Raw genomic sequence first — 19,662 nt, 5'->3', positions numbered from 1 at the left:
ACGTCGCCGTGCGCCGCAAGCCTAGGTTCAGGGGTTGTCGATGAACTCAACCCAGTTTCCGTCGGGATCCTCGACCATCCCGACCACCACGCCAGGCCGCGCTTCGAGCCGACGCCAGATGATGTTGGCTCCGGCGTCCTCGCACGCGGTCATGACCTCTTCGAAGTTGCCGACGTTGAACGTGAAGTAGCGCAGGCCAGTCGCACCGGTGATGCCCCCGGTAGCCCCGGCAGGCACTTCAGCGACGGGCACCACAAGTTTCAGCAGGCTCTTGTTCGCCCACAGTCGGTGCATCTGGGCGATGCCCACCTTCTCCATGTTGAGCGTTGCTTCGAATTCGAGCCCGAGCACATCGCGATAGAACGCGAGCATCTCGTCGCCGTTGCTGGTGACGATGCCGAGGTCGAAGCCCTCTTTGGTCGGTTGCAGTGCCACGTTGTTCCCTGTCTTTCTGCTGGCTTGGAGGGGGTGTTTGGCGGATCTCTGACGTGCGGGCCGGTCTCGTGTCCTCAGTCGTAGCTGACGCCCAGGCCCGCCCGGGCGTCGGTCTGGATGCCGTATGTCGGGATGGGGTAGCGCAAGCCGTTGCGTGCCAGCGCCTCCATGCCCTCGACAGCGACAACGAGATCTTCCGGTGTGAGCGCAATCAGCATCTCGTCTTCCATCACTCCGCCGTAGCGCCGCTCGGCGAAGCAGGGGATCGACACGCTTGGCTCTCCAGTGCGCAGCGCCCGGCCCCACGAGTCGGCGCAAGCCGACTCGCCGACGCAGCCCCATTCCAGCTTCTTGTACTCCCGCCACTGCAGGCCGTTGATGAAGATGATCATCTGGGCCGGTGTGGCATAGATCATGCAGACATCGGGCGGATCGAGCCGCTTCGACGACAGCGGCGAGACGACCATTGCCTCATAAGTGCCGTAGGGCACGAAGTCCATGGCGTGCTGGTGGGCTGAGGCATCTTCCAGCGTCTCGTACCACACCCCGGCCATGCGGTCGCCCGACAACCAATTGTCGTCTTGGGGATGCAGCCCGATGACCGCGCCGCACTGGGCGCCGACGAGATCATCCATCGTGAAGCCGACCGTCCAGTTGAGGCGGCACGCCATGCCCACGATCTGGTCGGTGGTGTGGATGGCGTTCGGGCGACGAACCCGCGGCACGGCCTCCATGTCTTCAACGGTCTCGAAGAGCTTCATGCCGATCGCAGTGGTGCGCAGCCGCAGCACAGCCTGCAGGCGCGCAAGCAAATCGTCCCAGTCGATCGACTCGGTTCGCACGTGCGCTGCGGTCTCGGTCGTTGCGTCGGCCACATCGGTCTGGGTCACGGCTGCCCCCCTCGGGTATGGCTGACCTGTTGTTTCCCGATTCTCAGGTCAGCCGAATTCACAAGGTCACGCTAGTTCGGCGACCATGAGCGTGAGCCGCCGACTGCGCTGACTTGCGACCGGCGCAGCCACGGCTCGCAGCGTCAAGCGTTGGCGATCGGGTTGATCCAGCTCAGTTCGGCAAATCTCGCGAAGTCGGAATCTGCTGAGACGATTGCCAAGCCATGTTCGATGCACAGTGCAGCGAGCGCAGCGTCGGGAATGAGGTTGGCGCTGAGGTGCAGCTCACGCACAAGCCGACCGAGGATGGCGCGATGCCCTTTGCCGGGCTCAGGAATCCATGCGCTCGAGGCGTCTAGCCAGGCTTCGACAAAGGCCCATGCCGCTGCGGGCGAGAGCGGATTGGGCACCGCTCGGGGGTTGGTGACAATCCTCAGAAACCCAGTCAGAGACTGCCACGGAAGCCCGACACGACGCGGTCCGTTCAGCGCGTCTTCGAGCCAAGGTCTCGCTGCGGGGTGGAAGGGACTGTGCTCGTCGACTGCATAGAGCAGGACGTTGGCATCGACGAGCACCGGCAGCTACCTGGACTGGGGGCCTTCGAGCAGGTCGATGGCCTCGGCCACGTTGCTCACGTCGATGCGGATGCCGAGCGGGTGGGTCTTCTGGACGAAGGGCTCACTCGCCGATTCAGCCGCTAACCCGCGGCGAACGAGATGGTTGACGGCCTCGGATACCCCCATGCCGGTTTCTCGGCGCAATCGGTCAAGCGCTCGCGCCGCGTCCTCATCGAATTCGACGGTCGTGCGCATGCAAGAAAACTAACACGCAAGTGTGCAAATTCAGCATGTACGTGCAAAATCCAGGGCACCACTCTGGGGGCCGACTCCGGAATCGGCGAGAGCAGCGGCACTAGCGTGGCGCGCCGACCCACCACTGGCGGGCCGGATCGGAGCGGGCGACTGCCCGCCGATGCGAAGGAGCATTCGCGACATGGCAGACGGACTGAGGGTCGAGCGAGACGGACGTGTCGGTCTGGTGATCATGGATCGACCGCCGCACAACTTCCTGAGCTACCGCCAGGTGCATGACATCGCCGACGCGCTGGTCGAGTTGGAAGACGACATGGGCATCGGCTGCGCGGTCTTGGCCGCCGAGGGTCGCTCGTTCTGCGCAGGTGCCGACCTGGGCGGCGAAGGGGTCGGCGGCGGCGCCGAAGAGAAAGTCGGCGGCAACGCCACGCTGCATCTGTACCAGGGCTCGGGGCGGTTGTTCGACGTGACCCTGCCCATCGTGGGGGCGATCCAGGGTCCCGCCATCGGTGGCGGTCTGGGCCTGGCGATGGTGCCCGACATCCGCATCACCTGCCCCGAAGCTCGCTTCTGCGCCAACTTCGCCTCGCTGGGCATCCACCAGGGATTCGGCATGAGCGTGACGATGCCGGCCCTGCTGGGACCCGAACGCGCTGCCAAAGTGCTGCTGGGTGCCAAGCGGTACAAGGGCGATGAGGCAGTCGAGCTGGGTCTCGCCGACGAGTGCGTGCCTGCCGATCAGGTACTGGACCGCGCCATCGAAGTCGCTCGCGAGATCGCAGCGAACGCCCCGCTGGCCGTTCGGGCCATCAAGGCCACGCTGCGACTCGGCCTCGGCGACCGCGTCCGCGAGATCACACAGCGCGAGGCTGCCGAGCAGCTGCGCCTCTCGGGCAGCGAAGACGCCCGCGAAGGCATGGCGGCCGTCTCCGAGCGCCGCCCCGGTAACTTCCAGGGCCGCTAGCGCTCCCCACAGCGCCTCATCGCTCGCTGCGACCTCGCGGGGTTGCCGGGCGCGACATGATGAATGACATGCGAGTCGCGATCACGGGCATTGGTGGGCTGATCGGCGCAGCGCTTGCAGCGAGCCTGCGGGCTGACGGCCACGAGGTCGTCGGGGTGTCCCGAAATCCCGGTCCCGCGCCCGTCGAAGGCAGCGAGAACGAAGCCGCCGGGCAAACGGTCGTCTGGAACGTGGCCAAAGGGACGATCGACGCCGGTGCGCTCGAAGGGCTTGACGCCATCGTCCACCTGGCGGGGGAGAGCATCGGGGGGCGGTGGACCGACAGACGCAAGGCCGCGATCGTGTCGAGCCGCGTCGATTCCACCAAGCTGCTCGCCGACACGGTCGGCAAGCTCGATGCCAAACCCTCGGTGTTCGTCTGCGGCTCTGCTGTGGGCTTCTACGGCAACCGTGGTGACGAGGAGCTGACCGAACGGTCGCTGCCCGGCGACGGCTTCTTGGCCGAGGTCTGCAAGCGCTGGGAGCGTGCCGCGGTGCCGATCGCTGACGCCGGGGTGCGGCTCGTGCGCATCCGAACCGGTCTCGTCGTGGGGCGCGGAGCGGCGTCGGTCGAGCGCATGTCGCGCATCACCCGGCTCGGTGCCGGTGGCTCGCTGGGGAACGGTCGCCAGTGGTGGAGCTGGATCAGCCTCGATGACGAGGTCCGGGCCATCCGACATCTCATCGACAGTGACACCAGCGGCGCTTTCAACCTGACGGCCCCCAACCCGGTCCGCCAGAGCGACTTCCAACGGGCCCTGAGCGGCGCTCTGGGTCGACCGTCGTTCATGCCGGCACCGCCGTTCGCCATCCGGGCTGCGCTGGGCGAGATGGGCCAAGCACTCTTGCTCGACTCGACCCGGGCGATCCCCGACGCGCTCGCCGAAGACGGATTCGAGTTCACACATCCCGAGCTTGACGGCGCACTTGCGAGAGCGCTCTAGCGGTCACGAGCGACTTCAGGGGTCCTAGCGTTGCCGCCATGGCGCAACGCAGAGGTTCGGGCAGCAGCGACGCCCCTGGCGCGCTCGGAGTGACGATCCGGCGTGATCGGTGGGGAATCTCCCACGTCGACGCCCCGTCCGCCGACGCAGCCTTCACGGCACAAGGCTGGGTGGCGGCCGACGACCGGATCTGGCAGATGGAATGGGATCGGCGCCGGGCGCTGGGTCGCTGGGCCGAGGTCGTCGGGATGGCCGGGGCGCGTGAGGACGCCTTCTTCCGCAGGCTGGGGCTCTCCGGCATCGCACAGGAGGACTATTCGGCGTTGCAGCCGCGCACGAAGGCGATGTGTGAGGCCTACGCCGACGGGGTGAACCGATGGCTGACCGAGCACGCCGACGCCCTGCCCGATGAGTTCGAACACCATCTCGCCCCGCCCGAAGTGTGGGAGCCGTGGCACTGCGTGGCCGTCTACAAGCTGCGGCACATCTTCATGGGAACCCTCACCCGCAAGCTGTGGCGGGGGCGGATCATGGCCCAAGCCGGACCCGAGGCGGTGATGGCGATCGTCGGGGATGTCGAGGCCGATACAGCCATCGTGCCCGGCTACGGGCAGCGTCGACACGGCCCCGGCGACGGGCCGCCTCCCCACCTGCTCGCCGATGCGGCCACGCTGCTGGATGCAAGCACAGCCGATATGGCGGCGCTGGCGGCGGCAATGGATTCCGATGGGGCGTCCAACTCGTGGGCGCTGAGCGGTGAGCGCACCGCCAGCGGCAAGCCGCTGCTGGCAGGCGATCCGCACCGAGGCATCGAATTCCCGAACGTGTACCACCAGTGCCACCTGAGCTGCGATGACTTCGACGCCATCGGGATGGGATTCCCCGGCGTGCCGGGCTTCCCGCACTTCGGGCACAACGCCGAGGTGGCCTGGGGCATCACCCACGGCATGTGCGACGACACTGACATCTTCGTGGAGCGATTCGCGGCAGGCGCGTCGCTCGGCGAGCCCTGGCGGAGCGAGACGCTCGACATCCGGGGCGAGGGAACTGTCGAGATGCTCTGCGGGTCCACGCCGAGGGGTCCGGTCGTGCTCGGCGACCCCTCCGACGGGGTCGCGCTGTCGTTGCAGTGGACCGGCATGTTCGGTCCCGACACGACGTTCGACGCCTTGTGGCCGATGCTGGTCGCCGGCTCGACAGCCGAGCTGATCGAAGCGGTGCGGCCCTGGGTGCTGCCGGTGAACAACCTGCTGACAGCCGACCGCGCTGGCGCCATTGCCTTCAAGATCCGGGGTCGGGTCGTCGAGCGCTCGCCTGCGAGCCGCTGGACCCCGGTGCCGGGTACCGACGAGTTTGCATGGGACGGCCGCCAACCCGTCCCGTTCGAAGAATTGCCGCACTGGGCCAACCCCGAGCGAGGCTTCCTCGTCACGGCCAACAATCGCACCGCCGACGGCGGCCCCTACATCTCGCTGGACTTCGCCGGTCCGGCCCGCCACGACCGCATCAGCGAGCTGCTGGCGGCGATGACCGGCGCCACGGTGGCGGACATGAGCCGTATCCACTCGGACGTGACCTCGCTCGTCGCGCCCAAGGTGCTTGATCTCATCAACGAGTACGCGGTGGAGTGCGGCCATGAGCTCTCACATACGCTGCTCGACATGCTGGCTGACTGGGACCAGCGCATGACTGCGGACTCGGCAGCCGCAACCGTCTACTCGGTCATCAAGCGACGGCTCATCGAGGCGATCATCGAGCGGCTCGGCATTGCGGGAGCGGAGTTGGGCGCAGCGGGGTGGCCGCCTGCCGCCGAGGCCAGTCGCATGGCCGCCGGGGCAGCCGTGCGCATGCTCTGCGAGCGAAATCTCGACGCGGTGCCCGGGCTGGACAATCCCATCGCGCGGCGCATGGCGGCGAGCGCTTGCGTCGACGAAACCGCGGCCGAGCTGACCCAGCGGCTCGGCGACGATCCGCAGTCGTGGACCTGGGGAAGGGTGCACCGCATGGCATCGCCGCACCCGCTCGCCTCGGCGCTGACGGCCGCACGGGACCTGCATCCTCCGGTCGATGGCTGCGCGGGCGACGGCGACACGGTCCGCCAGGGTGGCACCGCGCCTGAGACCGGTGAGCGGGCCATTCACGGTTCGGTCGCCAGGTACGCATTCGACCTCGACGATTGGGACAGCTCCGGCTGGGTGGTGCCGCACGGCGTGTCGGGGGTTCGCGGCAGCGGCCACGATCTCGACCAGCGTCAGGCGTGGCTGGACTGCGAGCTGATCCCGATGTCCTACAGCCCCGAAGCGGTGGAAGCCGTGTCGGTCGACGTCCGTGAGATCTAGGGAGATCCGTCGCCACGAGCTGTCGCCCGAGGCCGCCGCGTACAAGGCCCGACGCAAGCCGTCAGTGCCAGTGCGGATGCCCGACCTGGCTGACTTCGCCGCCGTCGCGCGCTGGCGTACCGAGACCAACGCCCTCTGGGGCACCGACGACGACGCGGCTGTGCCTCACCGGCAAGGGACGATCGGCGGTGTACCGGGCGCTCGCAAGCAGCGGAACGCCCGTTGGGCTCACAGGCGATTCGGCGGGGGGAGCGCTCGCGCTCAGCGCTGCGGTTATTGCCGCCGCTGACGGGATGCCCCCGGCCGCAATCGTGCTGTTCAGCCCGCTGCTCGATCACTTCCCCAACGATGACCGGCGAAGCACAAGCGATGAGAGCAGGCTGGTGGCTTCCTATGTCGGCGATGCCGATCCAGCCGACCCTCGCCTGTCGCCGTTGCGTGCTGAGCTCTCCGGGCTGCCCCCGGTGCTCGTGCAAGCGGCGGCCACCGAGTCGCTCGTGTCACAGGTACGCGAATTCCAGCGCAGTGCATCAGGCGTCGGCGTGGACATCACGCTCGACCTGTGGGAAGGCTTGTGGCACACGTGGCACTACCACGCATTGCCAGAAGCCGACCAAGCGCTCGCTGAAGCAGCTGCTTTCCTGGCGGCCCCAGACCAGCAGTGTGGGCACCGTCACGCGGTACGCCCGCTCGGAGAACCTTCGGTTGGGGATCGGGAACAGGATCTTGCCGGCCATGCCCTGCTGGCGGGCCCGGGCCACCATGAACCGGGTCAGCGTCTCGTTGTCGGAGAAGTCGGCGCCGCCGGTCAGCACTTCTTCGCCCACGTACGGGTCGGCGAAGAGCACTTCGGCCAATTGGTAGGGCAGCATGGCGAAGATGTCGGGGATCGGATGATCACCCAGCCACATCCCTGCGGGGCACAGCAAGGCCATTCGCCCTATCGACTGCGGTGCCAGCGCTGCCATCTCCGCAGCGATCATGCCGCCCATCGAGTGGCCTATCAGGTGCAGGCCGCCGGCTGCACCCCCCGAGAGCAGACCCATCTCGGTGGCCACGTCCCAGCCGTGCAGAGCAAAGTCGGCCATGTCGGACAGGCGGTCCTCGTCGGTGTGCTCGCTCCATGCAGGCCACACCGGCGCCACCACCCGCAGGCCCGCAGCGGCCAGTCCGTCGAGCACCGGTTCGGCTGGCATCCAGCCCCCAGCCCCGTGCAGCGCCAGAACAGTCGCAGTCGCAGACGTGCCGTCGCTGGCCGGTTCGTAGATACGCACAGGAGCGGTCACCGAACGCCGCGTCGTGACCACGAATTCTTCGAAGGCCAGCGCCGGCGCTGTCTCGGTTGCGCTCATGCCGCGGGCCCTTTGGGCATCTCGGGGTAGCGGCGGGCGTCGGCCATGGTGTCCTCGGGACGCACCCGTTCAGCCATGGGCTTGCACCACCAGTCTTCTGCGTCGGCGAACTCGTCGCCCCAGATGCCGCGCAGTCCTGGCATGACCTTCTCGGCGAACAGCTGGCTCGAATAGCGGGTCTTCCAGTCGGGCATGTTCCCCATGTGCAGCAGGCAGAACACGGTGCCGACGCGCAGCCGCTTGATCATGTCCTCCATGCGCTCGCGCACCGTGTCGGGCGAGCCGGCGATCACGTATCCGCCTTCGACGAGGTCTTTCCAGGTGAGTCGCTTGAACAGGGCCTGGTTCTCCTTGCGGAACTGGTCGAGCTTGCCGGCCTGGATGGTCTTGACCGTCCGGTAGCCGGGCGGGTCGGCGAAGCCGGGGAACACGTGCAGGCAGCGGTTGAAGAAGTACAGCATGTGCTCGCTGTAGAGCTCCTCGGCCTCTTCGTCGGTGGCGGCAGTGCAGATGATCTGGGCGAAACCGGCCCGACCGGGCGTCTCGCTCTTGTCCATTTCGGAAACCCGGTTCCAGTAGCCGTCCATCAGGGTCTGACCCGCCAGGTAGCCGTTGAAGCTGAGGTACGAGTAGTCAAAACCCGCAGGTCAGACAGCTTTGCACCGTTTCGTTCCCTATCGGTTCCCTACAGCGTGCAGGGTTCGGTCCCCGTGACGATCGCGAACGGCCCGGCTTGTGGCGCAGCGTGTGAGTCCCCGGCTGTGCGGGAACCGACGAGACGCTCACGAACTCCATGAACGACGGGACGGCACCGGCGAGGGGGTCTTGCATGCACACGCTTGGCCGGTATCGGCCCGGAACCGGCCGATACAAGTAGCGCTAGGCCCCTCCTCCCCGATCCTTGCCCCGAGGCGTGGGGCGGGCGGTGCCATACAGCCCGTGAGTGAACCGCCCGAGCCGACGCCGCTCGCACCTACGCGCATCCGCCCGTGGCCCGCACGACGCCAGAGCGCCTAGCTACGCGGCGGGTAGCGAGCCTGAGAAATAGCACTCACACGAGTCACGCCGGCAACTCGACAACCCACCACCAGTTCCAGCAGGTCACCGAGCCGTCGCTACGCACCCCGCACGAATGGTTGTGTCCGGCGGACACCGCGGTGAACGAGCCCGACGGCACAACCATTTGCCCAGAGTTGTTGCCCCAGCAGGTCACCGACCCGTTGCTGCGCAACCCGCACGAATGACTGCCGCCTGCGGACACCGCGGTGAATGTGGCGGGGGTGGGTTCGTCTGGCGTGGTTGTCTCGTCGGTGGTGGGGGTTCCTGCGGTCGTGTCTCCGCTGGCGCGGCGTCCGATGAGCTGCGCAGTGGCCCAGCGGGTAGCGCCTCCGAGGCGTGTCATGTCCCGACCGGCGATCTTCGCGGTCGGCACTGCGGCGGTGCCGCCGAGCACGTACCCGCCTGCGGCGGCAGCGTAGAGGCGGGCTTGCTGGCTGGCGGGCATCGCCCCGTTGCGGGGTCCGGCGAGGATCACACAGTCGGTGCCGAGCACCCCGGCGAGAGTGACGGCGCTGTAGATGTCTGACTGCGCTTTGGCGTCAGCGCCGACCACGATGGGGGTATCACCGGCGCAATCGGATGCGATCCACGGCTCAGCGCCGTCGAGAAACACACCGGGCGCCGTCACGTCGGCGGGTGCTGTCAGGGTCGTGTCGGGCACGGTGGTCGTTGCGGGCTCCGTGCCCCCGGCGAGCGAGCGGGCTTGGCTGCCGACCTGCTGCGCGGTGGCCCAGCGGTCCGCACCCGCGAGGCGTGTCATGTCGCGACCGGCGAGCTTCGCTTCGGGCACCGCGGCGACGCCGCCCACCACGTACCCGTCCCCAGCAGCAGCGTCGAGGCGTGCCCGTTGCTCGGTTGTTATGTCCGCGTCGCGAGGCCCGGCCAGGATCACACAATCGGTGCCGATGACCCCGGCGAGGGTGACAGCGCTGTAGATGTCCGACTGCGCCTTGGCGTCAGCGCCCACCACGATCGGCACATCACCGGCGCAATCCGATTCAGTCCACGGCTCAGCACCGTCGAGATACGCGCCAGTCGTCTGCGCCGCTGCCGACACAGGCATCACAAGCGGCGACGCCAGCGCCGCAGCGAGTAGCACCGTGAGCCATCGTCGGCCGCGGTCAGGCATTGGCGGTCTCCCCGTTCGACGGCTCGGTAACGATATGCCGTCCAGTTCTGCCGGTGCGACAGACGCTCACGTCCCCGATACAAAAAATGGCCCGCAGATGCCCAGGAGGATTCGATGTTCATCCCGCCGTTGTGTCCGGTACCCCTTGGGCAGTCGCCGTCTGCGGGGTGCCGTGAGTGCGGCTGGCTGCTCGCCGGCCGGCGCCGACCTCGATCGGGAGTTCGGTCTGCTCGTCGCCGTCGTCGAACACTGCTACGAGCCGGAGCTTGCCGCCGAGGCGGGCGATGTAGCTTCGCAGAGTCGAGACCCTGATGTCATCACCGCGCTCGAGCTGCGAGACCGCTGACTGAGAGATTCCGAGGGCAACAGCGAGGTCGGTCTGCGACCGATCGAGAGCCCGGCGAAGCTCGTAGAGCCCGATATCGCTGTGCGTCTCTTCGCGCAGCGCGGCGAGGCGCTCGGCTGCGCCGGGGCGCGCCGCGATCTGGTCGTGGAGCTTGCGGTAGCTAGTGGTCGACGGCATGGCTTGGGTCCTTTCTGGTTTCAACTGTCATCGTCGAGGGCGCCTTGTTCGGCCAGTTCTTTGAGGTGGCTGTCGTAGAGGTCGTCGGCTGCGGGGATCGCCGTTCGGTACCAGTCCTTCCACTGCCCGCTCTTGTCGCCTCCGAGCAACAAGATGGCGTGACGGCGGGGATCGAAAGCGAACAGCACTCGAAGTGCGCCGCCTTGGGAGGCACGCAGTTCTTTCATGTTGGCGTGACGTGAGGCCTTGATGTCACTAACGACCGGGCGCTTGAGACCCGGACCAACCTCGGCCAACAACATGACTCGATCGTCGAGCGCTTCTTGTTGTGCCTCGGTCAGCCCGAGCCACCAGTGCTCGAACTCATCGGTGTACTCAACTTCCCACACACCAATCAATATAAGATAGATCTTCTATAAGAGCAAGCTTCTGTTGTGCAGGTGGGCGGTGACGGCCGCCACCACGGCTGCTGGCTGTTCGTACGGGAGCATGTGACCGGCGCCGTCGACCAGTTCAACAGTGGCATCGGGCAGCGCTTGCTGCCAGGCGTCTGCATAGGCTGGCGGGATCAGCCGATCCTGGCGGCCCCAGACCAGCAGTGTGGGCACCGTCACGCGGTACGCCCGCTCGGAGAACCTTCGGTTGGGGATCGGGAACAGGATCTTGCCGGCCATGCCCTGCTGGCGGGCCCGGGCCACCATGAACCGGGTCAGCGTCTCGTTGTCGGAGAAGTCGGCGCCGCCGGTCAGCACTTCTTCGCCCACGTACGGGTCGGCGAAGAGGACCTCGGCCAATTGGTAGGGCAGCATGGCGAAGATGTCGGGGATCGGATGATCACCCAGCCACATCCCTGCGGGGCACAGCAAGGCCATTCGCCCTACCGACTGCGGTGCCAGCGCTGCCATCTCCGCAGCGATCATGCCGCCCATCGAGTGGCCTATCAGGTGCAGGCCGCCGGCTGCACCCCCCGAGAGCAGACCCATCTCGGTGGCCACGTCCCAGCCGTGCAGAGCAAAGTCGGCCATGTCGGACAGGCGGTCCTCGTCGGTGTGCTCGCTCCATGCAGGCCACACCGGCGCCACCACCCGCAAACCCGCGGCAGCCAGACCGTCGAGCACCGGTTCGGCTGGCATCCAGCCCCCAGCCCCGTGCAGCGCCAGAACAGTCGCAGTCGCAGACGTGCCGTCGCTGGCCGGTTCGTAGATACGCACAGGAGCGGTCACCGAACGCCGCGTCGTGACCACGAATTCTTCGAAGGCCAGCGCCGGCGCTGTCTCGGTTGCGCTCATGCCGCGGGCCCTTTGGGCATCTCGGGGTAGCGGCGGGCGTCGGCCATGGTGTCCTCGGGACGCACCCGCTCGGCCATCGGCTTGCACCACCAGTCTTCTGCGTCGGCGAACTCGTCGCCCCAGATGCCGCGCAGTCCCGGCATGACCTTCTCGGCGAACAGCTGGCTCGAATAGCGAGTCTTCCAGTCGGGCATGTTCCCCATGTGCAGCAGGCAGAACACGGTGCCGACGCGCAGCCGCTTGATCATGTCCTCCATGCGCTCGCGCACCGTGTCGGGCGAGCCGGCGATCACGTATCCGCCTTCGACGAGGTCTTTCCAGGTGAGTCGCTTGAACAGGGCCTGGTTCTCCTTGCGGAACTGGTCGAGCTTGCCGGCCTGGATGGTCTTGACCGTCCGGTAGCCGGGCGGGTCGGCGAAGCCGGGGAACACGTGCAGGCAGCGGTTGAAGAAGTACAGCATGTGCTCGCTGTAGAGCTCCTCGGCCTCTTCGTCGGTGGCGGCAGTGCAGATGATCTGGGCGAAACCGGCCCGACCGGGCGTCTCGCTCTTGTCCATTTCGGAAACCCGGTTCCAGTAGCCGTCCATCAGGGTCTGACCCGCCAGGTAGCCGTTGAAGCTGAGGTACGAGTAGTTGTATTCGTGCTCGAGGCAGAAGTCCCACGTCTCGATCGAGCCGCCGCCTGGGATGTAGATCGGCGGATGCGGCTTCTGGATCGGTTTCGGCCAGCAGTTCACGTACCGCAGTTGGTTGTACTTGCCGTCGAACGCGAAGACGTCAGGGTTGGTCCACGCCTCCATGATTAGGTCGTGGGCTTCGTAGTATTTCTCGCGGGTCAGCGCTGGGATCTGCCCGTATGTGAAGTTCGTGTCCATCGGCGTGCCGACTGGGAAGCCCGCGACGAGCCGGCCGCCGCTCAGGCAGTCGAGCATTGCGAACTCTTCGGCGACACGGTGCGCCGGGTTGTACAGAGCGATGGAGTTGCCGATCACGCAGATGGCGGCCTGTGACGTCCGTCGCGCCAAGCCTGCAGCAATGATGTTGGGACTCGGCATGATGCCGTAGGCGTTCTGGTGATGCTCGTTGACGCCGATGCCGTCGAAGCCGAGCTCGTCGGCGAACTCGAGCTGGTCCATGTACTCGTGGTAGACGCCATTGGCCCGCTCAGGATCGAACAGCGACCCGTCGATGTCGACCCACACAGACCGGTGCTCGGTCTTGAAGTCGTCGGGCAGGTCGGGCCAGGGCATCAGGTTGAACCAGCAGAACTTCACGGTCATGTGGGGTTACCTCCGTTCGCGGTGATGGCTCACCACGCTGGCACAATCCGCAAACCTTACGGGGAAGGTTCGCGCGGCAGGCCGAGCACCCGCTCACCGATGATGTTGCGCTGAATCTCGCTGGTACCACCCGCGATGCGCATCCCCGGCGCGTACAAAAATGCTTCGGTCTCGGTCCCAGCGAGCATGGCGTCGGCGCCGCGCAGGCCGGCACCTATCTCCACTTCGTCGTAGCCGAGTTCGCTGTTCGCCAGCTTTGCCACTGGAGCCATGCGCGGATCAGCGCCGTGCAGTTCCATAAGCGCGGCCAAGGCGCTCCCGCGGGCGACCAGATCGGCAAGCGACTGCCTCCCCAGCGGTCCGGCGTCGCCAGCAGCCTCGATCATCTTCGAGAGGCGCTTGCGGAGGCTGATGACACCCGAGGCGCCCGCACCGCCTCGCTCGTCCTCGAGAACAGCCATCGCAACTCCCCAACCGCCACCGCGTTCACCGAGCAGTGCGTCGGCCGGCATCGAGACCTCGTCGAAGAAGACCTCGCAGAACTCGCGGTCACCGGTCATCTGCTGGATCGGTCGCACCTCGACGCCGGGCAATTTCATGTCGAGCAGAAAGAAGCTGATGCCGCGGTGCTTGGGGGCATCTGGCTCAGTACGCGCCATCAAGATGCCGTACTCGGCGAATTGCGCGTTCGACGACCACACCTTCTGCCCGTTCAGCACGAATCGGTTGCCGTCGGGCACCGCGGAGGTTCCGAGCCCGCCGAGGTCAGACCCGGCGCCAGGTTCGCTGAACAGCTGGCACCACAGCATCTCGCCGGTCAAGGTGGGACGCAGGAACTGCTCGCGTTGGGGGTCGGTACCAGTGCGCATGATGGCCTCGCCGGCCAGCACGATTCCTTGCAGATTCAGGTACGGCGCGACGCCCGCACGCTCGCATTCCTCCATCCATACGCCGGTGCGGTCTTGGCTCAGCCCGCGGCCGCCGAAGGCGGCGGGCCAATGCAACCCGGCCCAGCCGTGGTCAAAGCAATACCTCTGCCAGCGGCGTGCGCGTTCGTGCAATGCCGGCACGAGGATGGCCCCGTAGGCAGGGCAGGCTTCACCGGCGTCAACGGCCTCGCTCAGGAACTGCACGGCCTCAGCGCGGAAGGCGTCAAGACTCGTCTCGGTCCCCATTTCCTCAGATTCGGTCTCCATTGACGTCACGGTAGCCGTGAGGTGCCAACGCGGTCCTAACATCGCCCCCATGGGTGACTTGAGCCACACTGACCCCGCATTGACGAACCAGACGGTCGATCTGCTCCAGCAGATGATCCGGAACGCTTGCGTCAACGACGGCACCGTCGCTTCCGGTGAAGAGGTACGCAACAGCGACCTCTTGCAGACGTACCTCGAAGGCCCGGGTGTCCAGGTCGAGCGCTTCGAGTCGGAGCCGGGGCGTCGTTCGATGGTCGCTCGCATCGAGGGCACCGACCCCGCAGCACCGAAGCTCTGCCTGATGGGACACACCGACGTGGTGCCCGTCAATCCCGACGGCTGGAGCCGGGATCCCTTCGGGGGCGAACTGGTGGACGGCGAAGTGTGGGGACGTGGAGCCGTCGACATGCTGAATCTCACCTCCTCGATGGCGGTGGCCTTCCGCCACATTGCCGAGAGCGGCTTCCGTCCGAAGGGCGATCTGATCTACTTCGGCGTGGCCGACGAGGAGGCCGGTGGCACCTACGGCGCAAAGTGGATGGCCGAGCACCACTGGGATGCCATCGCCTGCGACTACGTGCTCACCGAGTTCGGCGGCATGCCCACCCACACGCCTCAGGGGACCAAGCTCACGCTCGCTGCAGGCGAGAAGGGCCTGGGATGGCGACGGCTGACGGTGCGAGGCACGCCGGGACACGGCTCGATGCCCCTCGGCACCGACAATGCGCTGCTCAAGGCGGCCGAGATTGTCCGCCGGATCGGGGAGTACCGGCCGGCGCCGCGTCTCACCGAGATGTGGCAGCACCAGGTCTCGACGCTGACCGTCGACGACGAGACTCGTGAGGCGCTTCTCGACCCGGCCCGGGTCTACGACACCGTTGCGGGAATGTCGTCCCCGGGACTGGCGCGGCACCTGCATGCATGCAGCCATACGACCTTCAGCCCCAACGTTGTGGCCGGCGGCAACAAGACGAACATCATCCCCGACCGAGTCGAAATCGAGATCGACATCCGCACGGCTCCGGGCGATCCCACAGCGGTCGACGAGCACCTGCGGGCGGCGCTCGGCGATCTGTTCGACGAAGTCGAGATCGAGCACCTGCACGACGATCCAGCAAGTTTCTCGCCGACGAACACACCCATGTGGCAGTTGCTCGGCGAGCTGATGGCCAAGGCGCATCCCGGTGCGCCCCTCATTCCCTCATTGATCGTCGGTGCGACCGATGCCCGATTCTTCCGTCACAAGGGTGCCGTGGCCTACGGGGCAGGCCTGTTCAGCGACCGTGTGAACTCCAGCGACTTCATGCTGCGCTTCCATGGCAACGACGAGCGCGTCGACATCGACTCGCTGGCGCTCACGACGCAGCTGTGGATCGACATCGTCAAGAACCTGGGTGACGCCGTCGCCAGTTGAGACGAGCCGCGGACTCGAGTTTCCGGAGCGCAGGTGCGCTCAGCCCGTGCAGGCCACCCGGGGCTCGATGTGCGGCAGGCGCCCAGCTCGCAGGGAGATGACCACGCCTTCCTCGTTGATCTCCCACACGACTCGCTTGTCGATGTCGGGAGCGTCGACTGGCACGTACTGGATCGCCGAGAGCCCGGGCCCGTCTTCGATCCGGTCGCCGAAGGCCTCGACGATCTCGCTCCGGGTGGAGCCGACGCCGTAGCCCGAGATGGTCGTGATCGGTCCGGACCCGATGTCGACGCGCACGATCTCCGAGTTGACGGCAAGGAACCGGACACCCTCGGGACCGTTCTGGACGGTGTAGTAGCGACAGGCATCGCTGCCGCCCGGCACTGCAATCATCAACGCGCCGGCGGCTTCACGGGCGTCTTCCAGGGAGTGACCGATCTGCACGGGCCCCAGTCCTGCTGTCGAGAGCGTCGACTCGGTGGTCACGCTGGGACCTGACGGTTCCTCTTCGGACATGCCGTCACCAGCAGCTGTCGTGGTCAGCGCGGCCGTGACGACCGTGGGGGTATCGGTCCCTGTGTCGGACATAGACCCGTCGTCAGCGGCAGTAGTCGTGGTCGCATCGGTGCTGTCGTCGCTGAGCAAACCGCAGGCGCTGACCAGCAGCGCAGCAGCCAGGGCTGCGGCGAGCGCACGCCAACGAACGGTGTTGCCTCCGAAGCGGGAGTCGAGTTGGTGCACGGCGGTCGCCCTTCGCAGAGGATTCGACATCTAGTTGAGAGTACCGAAGCCACGACAGGGGCGCGGAGACACCTGCGGGCCGGCAGGGCCGAGCGTAAGCTCAACGACCGGTAACAGGTACGAGCAGGGGAGCGCGCGATGTCGCACGACACAGTCATTCGAGGCGGCTTGGTGGTGGACGGGACTGGCGCCGACGCCAAGGTTGCCGACGTTGCTATCGACGGCGAACGGATCACAGCGATCGGTGAGGTGCCCGATTCCGGGCGCACCGAGATCGATGCTGCCGGCAAGGTCGTCACGCCCGGATTCGTGGACATTCACACCCACCTCGACGCCCAGCTGGCGTGGGATCCCATTGGCTCGAGCTCGTGCTGGCACGGCGTTACCTCGGTGGTGATGGGCAATTGCGGCGTCACGTTCGCTCCGGTGAAGACCTCCGACATCGAATACATCGCCGAGGTCATGGAGTCGGTCGAGGACATCCCGAAGCAGTCGATCATGCAGGGATTGCCCTGGGACTGGCGTTCTTACGGCGAGTACCTCTCCTTCCTGGACGGCATGCCCAAGGGCATCAATGTGGGCGGCATGGTCGGCCACGTCGCGGTCCGCTGGCACACGATGGGCCCTGACAGCCTCGAAGAGCGTCCTGCTTCGCAGTGGCAGATCGCCGCGATGTGCGAGCTGGTGGACGAGGCGATGGGCTCAGGCGCCCTGGGGTTCTCGACGTCGCGCACGTTGCTGCATCGCACGCCCGACGGTCGGCCGATCCCGGGCACGTTCGCTGACGACAACGAGTTGTACGCGTTCGGCGATGTCTTGGGTCGCCATGGCCAGGGCGTGTTCGAATCAGCTCCCCGCTTCGAGGCCGCCGGCCCGGACTTCGCCGGCGGTCGCCATGAGATCGAGGTGCTCGGCGAGATCACCCGGCGCAGCGGCCAGCCGTGCACGTTCGGCCTGGTGTACTCCGCGCGCAAACCCGAGATGAGCGACCTGGTGCTCGGCTACGTCGCCGACCAGAATGCGGCGGGCGCGAACCTGCGGCCCCAGACCACCTGCCGTGCCATCGGCGTCGTACTGGGAATCCAGCACCGCACGCCGTGGGACCGCGCCGGTGACACCTGGCGTTCGTTGCGCCACCTCAGCGTGGCCGAGCGGCTCGCGGCGATCCGTGACCCTGCCACGCGTGCAGCAATGGTGACCGAGGCCAACTCGTCGAACAAGAACTCCACCGGCATGGCGAACTCACTGGTGGACCTGAGCCGTCTCTACCTGCTCGATGCCGTCAATCCGAACTACCGGATCGGACCTGATGACACGCTCGAGGCTCAGGCTGCCGCCGCTGGCGTGTCCCCGGTGGAGTTGTTCCTGGATGCGACGGATCGCTCCGACGGCACGGTGATGCTGAGCCTGCCGGTGCTGAACCAGGACTTCGACGCGATCGAGCGACTGCTGAGCCACCCCTCCATCGTCATGGGTCTCGCTGACGCGGGAGCCCATGTCGGTCAGATCATGGACTCCAGCCAGCCCACGTTCTTCCTGAGCCACTGGGTGCGCGACAACGGGTTCTTTTCCCTGCCCGAAGGAGTGCGCCGGATCACCTCGGACACTGCGGACCTGTTCGGGCTGGCCGACCGGGGTCGGCTCGAAGCCGGCCGGTTCGCCGACGTCAACATCATCGACCTCGATCGGCTGTCGTTGTCAGGACCCCAGTACGTCTACGACTTCCCGGGCGGTGCGGGTCGGTACATCCAGCGCGGAGCCGGCTATGACGCCACACTCGTGAACGGCCAGATGTTCATGCGCGACGGCGAGCACGCCGGTGCGCTCGCCGGACGCACGCTTCGCTCCACCGACTGACGGCAACCGCTCGGGCCTTGAGGCTCGCCGGGCGCGCTTGGATAGCGTCGCAGCTTCATGGCATCTGCACCTCCAATGAACATCAACACCGATGCGATCTGGCGTGTCACCCTTGACACGTCCAAGGGTCGCATCGTCATGGATCTCGACCCTCAGCTGGCGCCAGCCACGGTGAACAACTTCGTCAACCTGGCCCAGGACGGCTACTACACCGGGCTGACGTTCCATCGCGTCGTTTCAGACTTCGTCATCCAGGGCGGCTGCCCCGAGGGATCGGGGCGCGGGGGCCCGGGATACCGCTTCGCCGACGAACCGGTGAAGGGCGACTACACGCTGGGTGCGGTGGCAATGGCCAATTCCGGTCCTGACACGAACGGCAGCCAGTTCTTCATCTGCATCGACGACTGCCGCGCCAAGCTGCAGCCCGCCTACAACCTCTTCGGCTATGTGACCGAGGGCATGGACGTTGCGCTGGGCATCGCCGTGGGCGACACGATGGACACCGTGACGGTGCAGGCACTGCCTCGCTCGTGAGTAGCGTTGCCGCGGCGGCGTCTGCGAGGAGGATCCAGATGAGCGGCAACCAAACGAATGACACAGTGCTGTACGAGGTTGACGACGGCGTGGCAATCGTCACGCTGAACCGTCCCGAACGCCTGAATGCCTGGACGGGTGAGCTGGGCACTGGCTATTTCGACGCTCTGGACCAGGCGGCGGCCGATCCCGATGTGCGCGCAGTCGTGGTGACGGGCGCAGGCCGAGGCTTCTGCGCCGGGGCCGACATGGACAGCCTGCAGGGAATCAGCAGTGGCCAGGGAGAAGGCACCGGCGGTGGGGACGCTCCGCGCTTGCGTGCCGAGCGTCACGACTATGCCCTCACCATTCCCAAGCCGGTTGTGGCCGCGATCAATGGAGCATGCGCTGGGCTGGGCTTCGTCCACGCCATGATGTGCGATGTCCGGTTCGCCGCCGAGGGAGCCAAGTTCACCAGTGCGTTCGCCCGTCGAGGCCTCATTGCCGAGCACGGCGTGGCGTGGATGCTGCCGCGGGTGGTCGGTCCGTCCCATGCGCTGGACATCCTTATGTCCGGCCGGGTCTTCCTTGCCTCCGAGGCCAAGGAGATGGGCGTTGTCAGCAAGGTGGTGCCTCCGGCGGATCTGTTGTCAACGGCTGTCAGCTATGCCCGCGATCTCGGTCGTTACAGCGCTCCCTGGTCGATGGCGCAGATCAAGCGTCAGGTGTGGGGCCAGCTTGACCAGGCACGCAGCGATGCCCTTGAAGAGTCGAACGCCCTCATGCGCGAATCGCTCCGACGCACCGACTTCAAGGAAGGCGTCCAGAGCTTCGTCGAGCATCGCGATCCGAACTTCGAGCCAGTCGTCACCGACGGCTAGGCGTA

At 66.5% G+C, this 19,662-nt stretch carries 21 protein-coding genes and 1 pseudogene; 9 read left to right on the top strand and 13 right to left on the bottom strand.

The window, feature by feature from the left end; genetic code table 11:
• Positions 1-27 precede the first annotated feature (27 nt).
• From ACOOHB_RS06805 to ACOOHB_RS06790, 4 genes are all read right to left on the bottom strand, one after another.
• The gene (locus ACOOHB_RS06805; protein ID WP_420444044.1) at positions 28-435 is read right to left on the bottom strand and encodes a VOC family protein; all 408 of its coding nucleotides are present in this window, start codon (positions 433-435) and stop codon (positions 28-30) included.
• Between the two features lie 74 nt (positions 436-509).
• Positions 510-1,277: a DUF169 domain-containing protein gene (locus ACOOHB_RS06800; RefSeq protein WP_420444675.1), complete on the bottom strand. Its 768-nt coding sequence runs from the start codon at positions 1,275-1,277 to the stop codon at positions 510-512.
• A 191-nt stretch (positions 1,278-1,468) separates the two neighbouring features.
• Positions 1,469-1,900, bottom strand: a complete 432-nt coding sequence (locus ACOOHB_RS06795; protein ID WP_420444043.1) for a TA system VapC family ribonuclease toxin — start codon at positions 1,898-1,900, stop codon at positions 1,469-1,471.
• A gap of 6 nt (positions 1,901-1,906) precedes the next feature.
• The gene (locus ACOOHB_RS06790) at positions 1,907-2,137 is read right to left on the bottom strand and encodes a ribbon-helix-helix protein, CopG family (protein WP_420444042.1); all 231 of its coding nucleotides are present in this window, start codon (positions 2,135-2,137) and stop codon (positions 1,907-1,909) included.
• Between the two features lie 181 nt (positions 2,138-2,318).
• Here ACOOHB_RS06790 and ACOOHB_RS06785 point away from each other — a divergent pair, with 181 nt between their 5' ends.
• The 5 genes and pseudogenes from ACOOHB_RS06785 to ACOOHB_RS06765 form a co-directional block, all read left to right on the top strand.
• Positions 2,319-3,101: an enoyl-CoA hydratase/isomerase family protein gene (locus ACOOHB_RS06785; protein WP_420444041.1), complete on the top strand. Its 783-nt coding sequence runs from the start codon at positions 2,319-2,321 to the stop codon at positions 3,099-3,101.
• Between the two features lie 68 nt (positions 3,102-3,169).
• On the top strand, positions 3,170-4,084 hold the full coding sequence (locus tag ACOOHB_RS06780; RefSeq protein WP_420444040.1) for a TIGR01777 family oxidoreductase: 915 nt from the start codon (positions 3,170-3,172) through the stop codon (positions 4,082-4,084).
• A gap of 38 nt (positions 4,085-4,122) precedes the next feature.
• The gene (locus tag ACOOHB_RS06775; protein WP_420444039.1) at positions 4,123-6,423 is read left to right on the top strand and encodes a penicillin acylase family protein; all 2,301 of its coding nucleotides are present in this window, start codon (positions 4,123-4,125) and stop codon (positions 6,421-6,423) included.
• On the top strand, positions 6,413-6,712 hold the full coding sequence (locus tag ACOOHB_RS06770; RefSeq protein ID WP_420444038.1) for a hypothetical protein: 300 nt from the start codon (positions 6,413-6,415) through the stop codon (positions 6,710-6,712). Before ACOOHB_RS06775 ends, ACOOHB_RS06770 begins: the two co-directional genes overlap by 11 nt.
• Positions 6,612-6,953 (top strand): annotated as a pseudogene (locus ACOOHB_RS06765) (alpha/beta hydrolase fold domain-containing protein); the annotation flags it as partial. The gene ACOOHB_RS06770 and the pseudogene ACOOHB_RS06765, both read left to right, overlap by 101 nt.
• On the opposite strand, the gene ACOOHB_RS06760 reads toward ACOOHB_RS06765, so the two are convergent.
• The 8 genes from ACOOHB_RS06760 to ACOOHB_RS06725 form a co-directional block, all read right to left on the bottom strand.
• Positions 6,954-7,775: an alpha/beta hydrolase gene (locus ACOOHB_RS06760; RefSeq protein WP_420444037.1), complete on the bottom strand. Its 822-nt coding sequence runs from the start codon at positions 7,773-7,775 to the stop codon at positions 6,954-6,956.
• On the bottom strand, positions 7,772-8,362 hold the full coding sequence (locus ACOOHB_RS06755; RefSeq protein WP_420444036.1) for a hypothetical protein: 591 nt from the start codon (positions 8,360-8,362) through the stop codon (positions 7,772-7,774). Before ACOOHB_RS06755 ends, ACOOHB_RS06760 begins: the two co-directional genes overlap by 4 nt.
• A 473-nt stretch (positions 8,363-8,835) precedes the next feature.
• Positions 8,836-9,963 carry a hypothetical protein gene (locus tag ACOOHB_RS06750; RefSeq protein WP_420444035.1) on the bottom strand — a complete coding sequence of 376 codons (1,128 nt, stop codon included), beginning with the start codon at positions 9,961-9,963 and terminating at the stop codon, positions 8,836-8,838.
• A 118-nt stretch (positions 9,964-10,081) separates the two neighbouring features.
• Positions 10,082-10,486: a helix-turn-helix domain-containing protein gene (locus tag ACOOHB_RS06745; RefSeq protein WP_420444034.1), complete on the bottom strand. Its 405-nt coding sequence runs from the start codon at positions 10,484-10,486 to the stop codon at positions 10,082-10,084.
• A 20-nt stretch (positions 10,487-10,506) separates the two neighbouring features.
• A complete protein-coding gene (locus tag ACOOHB_RS06740) occupies positions 10,507-10,875 on the bottom strand; it encodes a type II toxin-antitoxin system RelE/ParE family toxin (protein WP_420444033.1) in 369 nt (122 codons plus the stop codon).
• A 24-nt stretch (positions 10,876-10,899) separates the two neighbouring features.
• Positions 10,900-11,775 carry an alpha/beta fold hydrolase gene (locus tag ACOOHB_RS06735; RefSeq protein ID WP_420444032.1) on the bottom strand — a complete coding sequence of 292 codons (876 nt, stop codon included), beginning with the start codon at positions 11,773-11,775 and terminating at the stop codon, positions 10,900-10,902.
• Complete coding sequence (locus tag ACOOHB_RS06730; protein ID WP_420444031.1) at positions 11,772-13,055, bottom strand: LLM class flavin-dependent oxidoreductase; 1,284 nt, start codon at positions 13,053-13,055, stop codon at positions 11,772-11,774. Before ACOOHB_RS06730 ends, ACOOHB_RS06735 begins: the two co-directional genes overlap by 4 nt.
• A 56-nt stretch (positions 13,056-13,111) precedes the next feature.
• Entirely contained in the window at positions 13,112-14,251 is a 1,140-nt protein-coding gene (locus ACOOHB_RS06725) for an acyl-CoA dehydrogenase family protein (protein WP_420444030.1), read from the bottom strand.
• A gap of 49 nt (positions 14,252-14,300) precedes the next feature.
• Here ACOOHB_RS06725 and ACOOHB_RS06720 point away from each other — a divergent pair, with 49 nt between their 5' ends.
• The gene (locus tag ACOOHB_RS06720) at positions 14,301-15,665 is read left to right on the top strand and encodes a M20/M25/M40 family metallo-hydrolase (protein ID WP_420444029.1); all 1,365 of its coding nucleotides are present in this window, start codon (positions 14,301-14,303) and stop codon (positions 15,663-15,665) included.
• Between the two features lie 39 nt (positions 15,666-15,704).
• On the opposite strand, the gene ACOOHB_RS06715 is transcribed toward ACOOHB_RS06720, so the two are convergent.
• On the bottom strand, positions 15,705-16,436 hold the full coding sequence (locus ACOOHB_RS06715) for a hypothetical protein (protein ID WP_420444028.1): 732 nt from the start codon (positions 16,434-16,436) through the stop codon (positions 15,705-15,707).
• A gap of 108 nt (positions 16,437-16,544) precedes the next feature.
• Here ACOOHB_RS06715 and ACOOHB_RS06710 point away from each other — a divergent pair, with 108 nt between their 5' ends.
• Genes ACOOHB_RS06710 through ACOOHB_RS06700 form a run of 3 tightly spaced genes read left to right on the top strand, consistent with a single transcriptional unit; the run spans position 16,545 to position 19,657 of the window.
• Positions 16,545-18,263: an N-acyl-D-amino-acid deacylase family protein gene (locus tag ACOOHB_RS06710; protein WP_420444027.1), complete on the top strand. Its 1,719-nt coding sequence runs from the start codon at positions 16,545-16,547 to the stop codon at positions 18,261-18,263.
• A gap of 57 nt (positions 18,264-18,320) precedes the next feature.
• Positions 18,321-18,797, top strand: coding sequence for a peptidylprolyl isomerase (locus ACOOHB_RS06705; protein ID WP_420444026.1), 477 nt, complete (start codon positions 18,321-18,323; stop codon positions 18,795-18,797).
• 38 nt (positions 18,798-18,835) lie between these two features.
• Entirely contained in the window at positions 18,836-19,657 is an 822-nt protein-coding gene (locus ACOOHB_RS06700; protein ID WP_420444025.1) for an enoyl-CoA hydratase, read from the top strand.
• Positions 19,658-19,662 lie beyond the last annotated feature (5 nt).

The organism is Candidatus Poriferisodalis sp., from assembly GCF_965215815.1.
Taxonomy (GTDB): Bacteria; Actinomycetota; Acidimicrobiia; order Acidimicrobiales; family Poriferisodalaceae; genus Poriferisodalis.
This window is presented reverse-complemented; position numbering and strand designations above follow the sequence as displayed.

What these genes read in the sequence shown, in the direction of transcription:
- ACOOHB_RS06760 (WP_420444037.1), bottom strand. Translation starts at nt 7,775, where the DNA reads ATGAGCGCAACCGAGACAGCGCCGGCGCTGGCCTTCGAAGAATTCGTG.
- ACOOHB_RS06735 (WP_420444032.1), bottom strand. Translation starts at nt 11,775, where the DNA reads ATGAGCGCAACCGAGACAGCGCCGGCGCTGGCCTTCGAAGAATTCGTG.
- ACOOHB_RS06720 (WP_420444029.1), top strand. Translation starts at nt 14,301, where the DNA reads ATGGGTGACTTGAGCCACACTGACCCCGCATTGACGAACCAGACGGTC.
- ACOOHB_RS06790 (WP_420444042.1), bottom strand. Translation starts at nt 2,137, where the DNA reads ATGCGCACGACCGTCGAATTCGATGAGGACGCGGCGCGAGCGCTTGAC.
- ACOOHB_RS06755 (WP_420444036.1), bottom strand. Translation starts at nt 8,362, where the DNA reads ATGGACGGCTACTGGAACCGGGTTTCCGAAATGGACAAGAGCGAGACG.
- ACOOHB_RS06730 (WP_420444031.1), bottom strand. Translation starts at nt 13,055, where the DNA reads ATGACCGTGAAGTTCTGCTGGTTCAACCTGATGCCCTGGCCCGACCTG.
- ACOOHB_RS06775 (WP_420444039.1), top strand. Translation starts at nt 4,123, where the DNA reads ATGGCGCAACGCAGAGGTTCGGGCAGCAGCGACGCCCCTGGCGCGCTC.
- ACOOHB_RS06715 (WP_420444028.1), bottom strand. Translation starts at nt 16,436, where the DNA reads ATGTCGAATCCTCTGCGAAGGGCGACCGCCGTGCACCAACTCGACTCC.
- ACOOHB_RS06710 (WP_420444027.1), top strand. Translation starts at nt 16,545, where the DNA reads ATGTCGCACGACACAGTCATTCGAGGCGGCTTGGTGGTGGACGGGACT.
- ACOOHB_RS06750 (WP_420444035.1), bottom strand. Translation starts at nt 9,963, where the DNA reads ATGCCTGACCGCGGCCGACGATGGCTCACGGTGCTACTCGCTGCGGCG.
- ACOOHB_RS06780 (WP_420444040.1), top strand. Translation starts at nt 3,170, where the DNA reads ATGCGAGTCGCGATCACGGGCATTGGTGGGCTGATCGGCGCAGCGCTT.
- ACOOHB_RS06725 (WP_420444030.1), bottom strand. Translation starts at nt 14,251, where the DNA reads ATGGAGACCGAATCTGAGGAAATGGGGACCGAGACGAGTCTTGACGCC.
- ACOOHB_RS06745 (WP_420444034.1), bottom strand. Translation starts at nt 10,486, where the DNA reads ATGCCGTCGACCACTAGCTACCGCAAGCTCCACGACCAGATCGCGGCG.
- ACOOHB_RS06700 (WP_420444025.1), top strand. Translation starts at nt 18,836, where the DNA reads ATGAGCGGCAACCAAACGAATGACACAGTGCTGTACGAGGTTGACGAC.
- ACOOHB_RS06705 (WP_420444026.1), top strand. Translation starts at nt 18,321, where the DNA reads ATGGCATCTGCACCTCCAATGAACATCAACACCGATGCGATCTGGCGT.
- ACOOHB_RS06785 (WP_420444041.1), top strand. Translation starts at nt 2,319, where the DNA reads ATGGCAGACGGACTGAGGGTCGAGCGAGACGGACGTGTCGGTCTGGTG.